Genomic DNA, 10,312 nt, shown 5'->3' on the forward strand with positions numbered 1-10,312 from the left:
GGGCGACAGGTTCGGGGCATCCTTGCCGAGCAGGGCGGACAGCGCCTCCTGGAAGTCGCCGGTGGAGAGCCCGCGCAGGTAGAGGATCGGCAGCAGTGCATCCAAACTCTTCGTCCGGCGGGCCCATTTCGGCAGGAGGGCGGAGGTGAAGCGGATGCGGTCCTCTCCCTCAGCCCCGCGGTCGCGGATCTTGACCCGGCGGACTTCCACCGGGCCGATCCCGGTCTGGATGGCGCGCTCGAGGCCGTGCCCGTGCCGGACCAGTCGCTCGCGGCCATCCGGCAACTTGAGGTCGCACATGTTGGCGAGATAGGCCGCAGCCTCGCTCTCGATGGCTTGCGCCAGCAACTTGCGAGCACCCGTTCGCAGAATATCCGTCAGGGGATCGTCAATATCGTCGGGCTGGCGCAGACGCAAAACATTGGTAGTCTCGTTCATGGCGTATCGCTCTCCTGGAGAGGTTCTGGCAGGCTCGTCACCCGCCTCGATACGCCGCCTTTCTCAAACCGGCATCACCCACTTTCCGCCATAGCTCCAATCGGGTAAGCCGCATTCTTGTCGACCGTAATGGTTCGAGGATTAACTGTATGTGACTGCTTCAGCGCCTTGCGGAAGAAGCGACGGGCCGCCGCCGCATCTCGTTTGGGCGAGAGCAGAAAATCGATGGTTTGACTGCGAGCATCGACGGCACGGTAGAGATAAACCCACTGACCCTTCACTCGAATGTAAGTTTCATCCACCCGCCAAGAGCCGTTCGTTGGGCGCAGATGCGAGCGGATGCGCTTGTCCAGCTCGGGTGCATAAGCCTGGATCCAACGAAAGAGGGTCGTGTGATCCACCGTGATGCCACGATCGGCGAGCATGCGCTCGAGATCGCGATAGCTGATGGGAAACTGCAGATACCAGCGGACCGCCCACAGGATGATCTCCGCCGTGAACTGCCGACCCTTGAACGGGTTCTTCTTGCTGTGCTTCACCACGAGCCCCTCTCAATGCCCTCACGTCATAGCCCGGGCAGGGGAAGCTTCAAAGCTGCAACAGAACCCTCCAGACTGCGGGCGGCTTTCGCTTTGAGCAGCGCTTTCATCTTGGACCAGGTGGGAGAGCATGAGACTGCGTGGGGCAGCTACTGAGATGGTCCTTTCTGGAAGGCTGCGATGAGACCCGATCGGCAGTTCCTATTTGAGCAGTGCAAGCACCTCGCGAAAGCGTGGATGACTGCGGATCGGGTCGAGATCCGAGTCATGTTCGACTCATCTCTTTCTTCCGTGGGTGGTGTCAGTTGACATCTTGGAATGAGAATTTCGAGCTTATGGCTGCTTTGGACATCAATAATGAGACAAACGGACCGTTTGATTTCTCACATTAGATGTCAATTCGAATGCGGTGCACTCTACGCTGTCGCAAATGCCACCTGCAAAATCAGAGACCAATGTTGGACGACGGCAGTTTCAAAAGAAATGTACAAAGCCAATCAAATTCTCAAGTTAAATGTATAATCTCAAATTACATGCTCAAAGCTAAGTGCTTGAAAACGCTCACCACGACGTCTCACACCAAGGTGTCAACGTACAGCGAGGAAGTACCGCACCTGATGCGTTTCCATAGCACGCCTCCCGCAAGCTTGGCCTCGAAAGGCCGGCGAGGGGCTCATCCTCTTCAGACTCGAACTTTGCTCCATCGGGCTGGTGATGGAGAATGCGATCAGGAAGCAAGGAGCGCCGAAAGTGCCGGGTTCAAGCGCTGAGAGCATGTCCTCCGTGAACCTCGAGGGCTCGGCTGCACCGATACCAAGGCGACGGTTAGGCCGATGTGCGAAAGGGCACCTGAGCGTTGAGGGGCAATTTGCAGCAACAGGCATCCAGACTGGGGCCAAACGCACGGCCAGCTCAATGCTCTCTTTCTATTCCGCTGAGAACATCCTCACAGCGATGCGACCGTCGGGAGATGCGCATTTAACATCGAGGCGAAAGGCGGATCCCGAGCCTCTCCATGACTGTTGAGCTGCACTCATGTCTCATAACGGCATCGTCAGGTTAACCAGCGGGTGACCGTATCGGGGCATAGATAGGGGATGAAGAACGCCTGTCATCCTCGCTATGCCCGCCACCGCTTCCCGGCTGAGGTGATCAGCCACGCCATCTGGCTTTACTTCCGATTCCCCTTGAGCCTGCGCATGGTCGAAGAGATGCTGGCCGCCCGCGGCATCCTGGTCAGCCACGAAACCGTGCGGCAGTGGGCCCTGAAATTCGGCCAGAGTTTTGCCAACCAAATCCGCCGGCGTCTGCCCGCACCCGGAGACAAATGGCACCTCGATGAGGTGGTGATCAGCATTGCAGGTGAAAAGCACTGGCTCTGGCGGGCGGTAGACCAGAACGGGATTGTACTCGATATTCTGGTTCAAAGTCACCGCAATGCCACAGCAGCCAAGCGGTTGCTGCGCAAGCTGCTCAAGAAGCAAGGCATCACCCCGCGCGTGATGATCACCGATAAACTCGCGAGCTACGGAGCTGCCAAACGAGAGATCATGCCGGGTGTCGAACATCGCCAGCATCGGGGGTTGAACAATCGTGCGGAGAACAGTCATCAACCGACGCGACGACGCGAGCGCATCATGAAGCGCTTCAAGTCAGCCGGACAGGCGCAACGCTTCCTCTCGGCCCACGATCAGGTTGCCAATCTCTTCCGTCGTCCTGCCAATACCAACGCCGCTGATCATCGAAAGGCTCGGGCTCAGGCCTTCGCAACCTGGGCCGACGTCACCGGCATTGCGGCGGCTTGCTGATCCGATGGTCCAGGTTGGGCGGGCCTTATCTCAGCTCTTTAAGTTGACGATGCCGGCCGTACACATGGCAGCACTCGCCGACGCGCTCCACCACTCCCGAAGATTCTTCTTGCGTCACAACGGGCGTCCACACATGTTGCACGAATAGGTGAGTTGGTAACCGAAACTGGTTGACATAGAAGGCCTGTGCCTTTCATGTCGGATATCTCCCGTGCCGTTCAAAGCCAATGCCGCGCGCCGGCATCTCATTCCCACGCAGCGGCATCGGGTGACGAATTGGGCCGAGTACGACGCCCGCCTGCGTCAGCGGGGCAGTCTCACAGTCTGGTTCACCGAGGACGCCATTACGGCTTGGCGCGCTGAGCCTCGCACCACACGAGACGGTCAGCCGCGCTATTCTGCTCTCGCCATCAGAACGGCATTGACGCTGCGGGCGGTGTTCCGGCTGGCGCTGCGTCAAACCGAAGGCCTGATCGGCTCGATCCTCCAACTCCTGAGTCTCGATCTGGCTGTGCCGGATCACTCGACCCTGAGCCGGCGGGCCGAAACCGTGGAGGTGCCAAGGCCATGTTCAAACTCCGGAGGACCTGTTCACCTGCTGGTGGACAGCACAGGCCTGCGGCTCTGCGGGCCCGGCGAGTGGCTGATCGAAAAGCATGGCACCCAAAGGCGCCGCGCTTGGCGAAAGCTGCACATTGGCGTCGATGCCGAGACTGGAGAGATCCTTGCCTCGGAGCTGACCAGGAGCGATGTTGATGATGGCTCGCAGGTCGAGCCCTTGCTCGACCAGATCACAGACCCGCGTGCCTCCTTCATCGGTGACGGAGCCTACGATCAGGCCGGCGTCTACGACGCCGTCGCACAGCGCCATCCTGATGCTGACGTGATCGTGCCACCGCGATCAACAGCGGTGCTGAGCGAGATGGCGGAGAGCGCTCCGACCCAGCGCGATCGGCACCTCCAAAGCATGGCCGAGCATGGGCGCGTGGGCTGGCAGAAGAGGTCCGGGTACACGCGTCGGGCTCTGGTGGAGTCAGTTATCAGCCGCTTCAAACGAGTGATCGGAGATGCGCTGCGCTCGCGAACGGCCCGGCGTCGCACGACGGAGGTCGCCATCGCCGTTCATGCCTTGAACCGCATGCTTGAGCTTGGATGCCCGAAGTCCGTCCGCATCGCTTAAGCAGAGGCTTGGGGTGGGCTCGGTACGTCCACTAACCGATCCGTGCAACACAGCCCCATGAAATACTTCCATGGGAATGGAAGAGGTTGCGCCAGGTCGAAGATCCGGCTTCGCAGCAAGCCGCCTGAACATCCACCATCATACGACAAACCGTATTACGCGCGAGTCTTACGTCGGCGTAACTCCTCGAATGCTTACAGACAAACGGCATCGTTGAGCGCTTCCACAAGACGGTGCTGGACGAGTTCTATCGCGGTGCCTTCCGCAAGAAGATCTATGGATCAATCTCTGATCTCCAAGCCGATCTCGACGGCTGGCTCAGGAGTTATAGCGGCCACACCAAGGGTGGTGGTGCTTTGATAAGACGCCAATGCAAACCTTCTTGGATGGCATGCCACTGGCAAGGGAGAAAATGATTGCAGCCTGATCTTGTCGGACAGGCTCAACCCGATCGCTCCCTAGCGCCGAATGTCCGATCAAATATCGACTACTACAACTCCTTCACTCGAACGGTCGCCCAAAATACGTCAGGACAGCCAACGCGAGTAGATAGACACTGATGAGGGACTGGATGCCAGAAACGGTGCGGACCCATCCCGTTCCTTTCAGCGTGAACTCGTAGGGGTTCAAGCGGGCAATCCAACTACCGACATTCAATTCCCTCCAGCCGATGTGGAAGGCAGATAACACGCTGAAGAACAGCGCGTATAGCGGTAGGCGATGACCACTGACCGTCAGTTGTTCCGGCTCATCCTGACCTTGATCCTTCTGGGCGCGATCCTTGTCCCAGATCCGCCACACTGCTGCTTTCGGAGAAGGCCAAGCAACGGGAAGCAGGTAGAGCAGAGCAAACAGAGGAATGAGGCCCAACATGATCCAGAATGGGCGGGCGGGTGACATGCCCCAGTCGCTGGTCGCCTCAAGAAGAACGTACTGGAGTGCGCCCTCCAAGCCGCCAGTGTTAATCCGCTGAGATTTCAGCTGAGCATAGGTCACCTCTCGCTCTTGCTGGCGCATTCCCGCATCTTTGAAGGCGTTACGCAGAAGGATCATGCCTTCTGGCTCTTGGTGCCATAAGAGCGTGTCTAGGCCTTTCGCAAACCGGAACGAACGACCTGGCGGTATCGCGATTGGTTCAAACCGGGCCCTGGCCAATTCGGCCCAAGTGAGGATGGCCCCAGACAGATTGACCCCGGACAAATTGGTCGAGTCCAACTTGGATCCGGTCAGGTCGGCGCCGGTTAGGTCGGCCCCCTGCAGATTGCCTCCCGACAAGGTGGCTCCGGACAGACTCGCCTTGGTCAAGTCGGCATCTGTTAGATTGGCCGTGGTCAGGTTGGCTCGCGACAGAATGGCTTCAGATAGCTTGGCCCCGGACAGGTTGGTGCGGGACAGGTTAGCCCCAGACAGGTTAGCCTTAGTCAGATCGGCTTTGGCCAAGTCGGACTCGAACAGATCGGCCTCGAACAGGAAGGCTCCGGACAGCCGAGCCTCGAACAGCGTCGATTTGGACAGCTTGGTGCGGGACAGATTGGCCCCGGACAGGTCGGGCCGCAGCGCGCTGCTTCCCGTCAGGTCGGCTCCGGACAGATCGCATCCTACGCAGCTATTGGTTTCGCGCAGTTGAGCAATGTGTTTGTCATCAGCCGCAGAGGCACTTCCATCCGGCGAGATAACGGACGCCAGGACAAGTCCTGCTAGGACCAAGGGAAGGCTTTGATACGTAGGCACCGCGGCAGCTCCTCTCGACAAAGCAGAGCAGAGTTGAAAGCCCTAAAGGACTCGCCAGTGGAGATCCCCCAAACTACCACGGTTCTATAGGATCTGCTCGCGTAGCGCGTCGGATTCGGCTCAGGCTCCTCAAAGGGGCTTGCGTAGCAACTCCAAATGTTCGCGGAATTTTTTCATCGCCTGCGAGGTGTTGTCATGACTGCACCCGCCCCGCTCAGCCCAATGTCATTAACGATCATATTGCCAAATGGGCGCCATCCAGACATGACAACACCCAATTGGCACGTCGCTGGCCGCCTATTTGGAGTATATTCTGATGTTTGCGAGGTACACCCCCTATCATACCGTGAAGAAGATTGTTTAGATCGAGGGTCGACGGTTCGTCAGGAGATTCCAGTGGCAGGCGAACGAGACAAAACCCGCTTGGCGCAACCTGTTATCCTTATCCGTGGCTTTGGCGGCCTGAGTGTCGAAGACGAGAAGCGGATTGCCTACCAAGGGTTCAATGATGGTACCGTGTATCCCCATAAGCGCGGCGAGAATTACATCTATGAGGGTCTTATCCTGCGCCTCATGAAGTCTCGGTGGTCCTACCATGATGCAACAAACATCGTGGGTTACTACGACAGCCCGGTCATTCGAGATAAGGCAAGTATTCCATCAGAACTTCGGAAATTTGATCCTACCCTTTTCTCAGGCCATAAGATCGTCATCGATCCTGCGATGGCGCTCCGCCTCGTCAGTTCCGAAGGGACTGATATCTTCAAGACGCTATGGGTTTTCCGCTACTACGACCTCAATGACCGAGATGATTTCAAGCGCTATGGCAGTGCGCTTACACGCCTGATCGATTTCATCCGCGCACTGGCTCTAGAGAAGACAGGCATGACGACCAAGGTGAATATCATAGCCCACTCGATGGGCGGCCTCATTGTCAGGGAGGCAGTTCAGAGAACCTACGCCAAAGGCGACGCGCCGAAACACATCAACAAGATTGTTACGCTCGGCACACCCCACCAGGGCATATCGTTTCAGCTTCTGAAGGATTGGATTGGCGTCGGCGCAGCCTCGGAACTCGAGCAGTTCAATCCGGACTTTCAAGTCAGCGACGAAAATCCTGTCGGCTTCACGAAGTTCGCTGAGCATTTTCCGCCGGATCGAATTCTAACCGTCGTCGGAACGAATTATCGGACATATGGTCCAACAGTTGCGAGTTGGCTCAACAGAGCGTTTTCCGTCACTGGCGAGTTCGGGCCGAACTATAACCGTAGCGACGGGCTCGTGAAGCAAGCGTTCGCACAGCTTCCAAGCGCTCCGCGCACATTCGTACACAAATGCCATGGGGGCCCTGACTCCCTTGTAACCTCGCGCGAGGCTTTCGAGATCGCCACCCGCTTTATGTTCGGCAACATCAAAGCCACTCTCAAACTGAAGCGGGCCTTGATCAAGAGAGGAAAGGACCTCTTCGGAAAGAGCGAGTTCTTCTTTGGTGTGAGTGTGAAGCCACGGGCCGTGGATTTCGAGCTCTTTCACCAAAGCGCCGAAGCTGAGAATTGTTACGGCCCCTTTGCCAAGCTCGATATGACAGACCGCAAACTTGCTTTCGACTGGGCCAAACGCATTTCGAACGAGCCAGTTATCTGGGAGGGCTGGCTCGACACGTCAGCAGCCACTCCGGGGAAGGGCAGGCAACGGAATGATCCTGACGACATCGCCATACGGCTCGACTTCTATGTGGGTGAGCGAGATCTCTTCGGGATTGGCTTCTCGGACAACGTTGTGTTCCGTAAGCAATACTACGTTCAGGCGATTTTTGACGATATCGAGAATCTGAAGCTGAGAAGCTTGATTCTTCATACAGGCGAGGACTTCCACTCTGCAGCGCAAGCAACCCCACTTGCCGAGGTCAAACCGGGTGAATGGCAGTTTGAAATTGGAGGCACCGGGTTCGAAGCGACACTCTGCATCCTTCTCGAGGCGATTACTGAGCACGGCTGAGCATCGCGAAAATCGATGGTTGCGTCGCAAATTTGGAAAAGAGACAAAGAAAGGACAGAGGCTCGGTAGTGCGTTCAGGCCGCGAGCAGATCGAACTGCTCTGCCAGTGAAAGCTGCAGATTGTAGCCATACTTCGCCTGTCCTTTCCGCATCATGTGGATCATCTCGATGCCGCCCAGGATTACGCGAGCACTGTTCACCGACTTGAACCCAAGCATGGGGCGGATCCGCCGCTTGATAGCGCGATGATCCTGTTCAATGCTGTTATTGAGATATTGGCTCTGCCGGATCCGGATCGGTTTCAGCGGACGTCGTGATCGATCTTGTAGTCGGTACGTCGTGTCGCAAAACAGGATCGCCTCACAGTTCGTCTGGCTGCCGTCGATCACGATCCGCTCGGGTCGGCCATGCCGCTTGAGTGCCTTGCTCAGGAACCGTTTGGCGGCAGCCAAATTGCGCCGCTCGCTGAACCAGAACTCCACCGTGTCACTATTGCTGTCGATAGCGCGGTAGAGATACGTCCAACGCCCGCGCACCTTGATATATGTTTCGGAGGAGCGCGCAAGGTCTGTGCAATAAACCGCGGCAAACAGGACGAATTCGGAACAAGCCCCCTGAGGCGCTGTAAGTTTCTTTGTTGTGACGGCCGCTGAAGCAACCCGAAGCTCCCAGAGGATCAAAGCCTTGGCCACGTTGTCCATCTCTCAGATGATGATCAGTAGCATCAAACAACGTGCGCTCGTCTGGCGTCTGGCTGCCAACCGCGCTGAGGAGCTATGCTAGAGGCTGGTGAGCAATTATCTTTCCTTTCGCGTGAGGCGGCGCAGCAGGATGCGGCTCATGGCGAGATAGAGCAGCATCTCGCCGGTCTCGATCAGACGCTCATAATCCTTGGCCAGCCGACGATTGGTGGTGAGCCAACCGATAGTCCGCTCAATGGTCTAATCACAAATGACAAGATCTGCCTGACGCGCGCTGGGCGGCTTCAGCTTAGCTGGCCGCGGGCGCGCCATCGGCTCCAGAGGGCTGTGGCGCCCCAACTTCCCGGTGAGGTCACCCACCAGGGAGGACAGCATGCGGGATCAGCGGCGACGCGCCTGGCCCGTGCGGCGCACCAGCGTGCCGACGCCCACGGGCCAGCAGCGCTGGGATCGGGCGTATCAGCTCCTCCTGCAGTGGGCGATGACCGCCCCGGAGCCGATCGAGGCACCGGGATCCCCAATCCTGCTGGAGGTGTCCCATGCGAGTAGCAATCTACGGCCGTGTCTCGACCAGCCACCAAGTCGACCACCAGACCATTGAGCAGCAACTCGAGCGGCTCACCGCCCATGTTCACGCGCACGCCGCCGAGGGCTGGGTCCTCGACCCGGCCCACGTGTTCCGCGACGACGGCTACAGCGGTGCGATCCTTGCCCGTCCGGGTCTGGACCGCTTGCGCGATGCCGTGAAGGGCAGCGAGATCGATCGCGTGCTCGTCACCGCCCCTGACCGCCTCGCCCGCAACTATGTGCATCAGATGGTTCTGCTCGAGGAATGGGCGCGGGCTGGATGCGCCGCCGCATTCCTCGACCGTCCCATGAGCGATGATCCACACGATCACCTGCTGCTGCAGATCCGCGGCGCGGTCGCCGAAAACGAGCGCACGCTGACTGCTGAACGCATGCGCCGCGGTCGGCTCGCCAAGCTGCGCGCCGGGTTGCTGCTGCCTTGGACCTATGCGCCCTATGGCTATCGCATGAGCCCCGACCGGCCGCGCGACCCGCGCGGCGTCACCACCGATCCGGCGGAGGCGGCCGTCGTGGCCGAGCTGTTTGCCCTCTACCGCGAGCCAGGCACCTTGCTCCTGCAGCTGGCCCTGCACCTCGATGCCCGCGGCATTCCCACCCCCTCCGGGACACCACGCTGGTCAAGCCCAACGATCCGGGGCATCCTGCGCAACCCGACCTATACGGGGCAGGTCTATGCGCAACGCACGCAGTATCGCGCTCCCACCCACCGGCGCTCGGCCACGCACCCGATTGGCCGGCCCCATGGCTCCGCCGTGCCACAGCCGGCCGACACCTGGATCCTGGTCGGGCAGGTACCCGCCGTGGTGAGCCGGGTGCACTTCGATGAGGTGCAGGCCAAGCTGGCAACCAACCACTCCTTCGCGCGGCGCAACAACACCGCCCACCCATATCTCCTGCGCGCGCTGGTGAGCTGCGGGTGCTGCGGCCTCGCCTGCACGGCGCGGGCGCTCAACGGGCGGAATTTCTACTACCTGTGCAAGGGCAAAGGACACAGCACCTTCTCGCACCGCGCCACGTGCTGCCCGGCGCGATATACCCCTGCCGACCAGCTCGACGCCTTGGGAGCCTGGCTGCCGCAGGAATTGCTCGCCCGTCGCGAGACGCTGCGCCGGGCCCAGGCCCATCTTTCTCAGCAGATCGGGCGCCTCACCGATGCTTATCTGCGAGCAGTCCTCCCGCTCGACGAGTATGAACGGCGGCGTCGGGACCTAATGATCTTCACTAAAGACCTGCAACGGAGAGACCTGCGTGCCGAAAGAAGCTGGTAATGAGCTCAGGCCGTTGCTGCAGGCGGCCGAACTCGCGGCGGGCCAGGCGGTGCAAGTCGGC

At 59.2% G+C, this 10,312-nt stretch carries 6 protein-coding genes and 3 pseudogenes; 5 read left to right on the plus strand and 4 right to left on the minus strand.

The window, feature by feature from the left end; genetic code table 11:
* Both ACS5Q1_RS43875 and ACS5Q1_RS43880 read right to left on the minus strand, forming a co-directional pair.
* Window positions 1–438, minus strand: a 438-nt coding sequence (locus tag ACS5Q1_RS43875; RefSeq protein WP_473104116.1) for a transposase, incomplete at its 3' end; no start/stop codon positions are given.
* Window positions 439–524: 86 nt separating this feature from the next.
* Window positions 525–977: pseudogene (locus ACS5Q1_RS43880) on the minus strand (IS6 family transposase); the annotation flags it as partial.
* A 1,097-nt stretch (window positions 978–2,074) separates the two neighbouring features.
* On the opposite strand from ACS5Q1_RS43880, the gene ACS5Q1_RS43885 reads away from it, so the two are divergent.
* The 3 genes and pseudogenes from ACS5Q1_RS43885 to ACS5Q1_RS43895 form a co-directional block, all read left to right on the plus strand.
* Complete coding sequence (locus ACS5Q1_RS43885) at window positions 2,075–2,785, plus strand: IS6 family transposase (protein ID WP_473104117.1); 711 nt, start codon at window positions 2,075–2,077, stop codon at window positions 2,783–2,785.
* Between the two features lie 211 nt (window positions 2,786–2,996).
* Window positions 2,997–3,965 (plus strand): IS5 family transposase, encoded by a 969-nt coding sequence (locus tag ACS5Q1_RS43890; RefSeq protein ID WP_473104118.1) that lies wholly within the window; start codon window positions 2,997–2,999, stop codon window positions 3,963–3,965.
* A gap of 197 nt (window positions 3,966–4,162) precedes the next feature.
* Window positions 4,163–4,392, plus strand: a pseudogene (locus ACS5Q1_RS43895) (integrase core domain-containing protein); the annotation flags it as partial.
* Between the two features lie 74 nt (window positions 4,393–4,466).
* Here ACS5Q1_RS43895 and ACS5Q1_RS43900 read toward each other — a convergent pair.
* Window positions 4,467–5,696, minus strand: coding sequence for a pentapeptide repeat-containing protein (locus ACS5Q1_RS43900; protein WP_473104119.1), 1,230 nt, complete (start codon window positions 5,694–5,696; stop codon window positions 4,467–4,469).
* Between the two features lie 396 nt (window positions 5,697–6,092).
* Between ACS5Q1_RS43900 and ACS5Q1_RS43905 the strand changes: the two genes are divergently transcribed.
* On the plus strand, window positions 6,093–7,694 hold the full coding sequence (locus ACS5Q1_RS43905; RefSeq protein ID WP_473104120.1) for an alpha/beta fold hydrolase: 1,602 nt from the start codon (window positions 6,093–6,095) through the stop codon (window positions 7,692–7,694).
* Between the two features lie 74 nt (window positions 7,695–7,768).
* On the opposite strand, the pseudogene ACS5Q1_RS43910 reads toward ACS5Q1_RS43905, so the two are convergent.
* Window positions 7,769–8,245, minus strand: a pseudogene (locus ACS5Q1_RS43910) (IS6 family transposase); the annotation flags it as partial.
* A 689-nt stretch (window positions 8,246–8,934) separates the two neighbouring features.
* Here ACS5Q1_RS43910 and ACS5Q1_RS43915 point away from each other — a divergent pair.
* The gene (locus ACS5Q1_RS43915; RefSeq protein WP_473104121.1) at window positions 8,935–10,251 is read left to right on the plus strand and encodes a recombinase family protein; all 1,317 of its coding nucleotides are present in this window, start codon (window positions 8,935–8,937) and stop codon (window positions 10,249–10,251) included.
* The last annotated feature ends 61 nt before the right edge of the window (window positions 10,252–10,312 follow it).

This window comes from Microvirga sp. GN3, from assembly GCF_055792825.1.

Coding starts and splice junctions, on each gene's coding strand:
- ACS5Q1_RS43885 (WP_473104117.1), top strand. CDS start 2,075: ATGAAGAACGCCTGTCATCCTCGCTATGCCCGCCACCGCTTCCCGGCT.
- ACS5Q1_RS43915 (WP_473104121.1), top strand. CDS start 8,935: ATGCGAGTAGCAATCTACGGCCGTGTCTCGACCAGCCACCAAGTCGAC.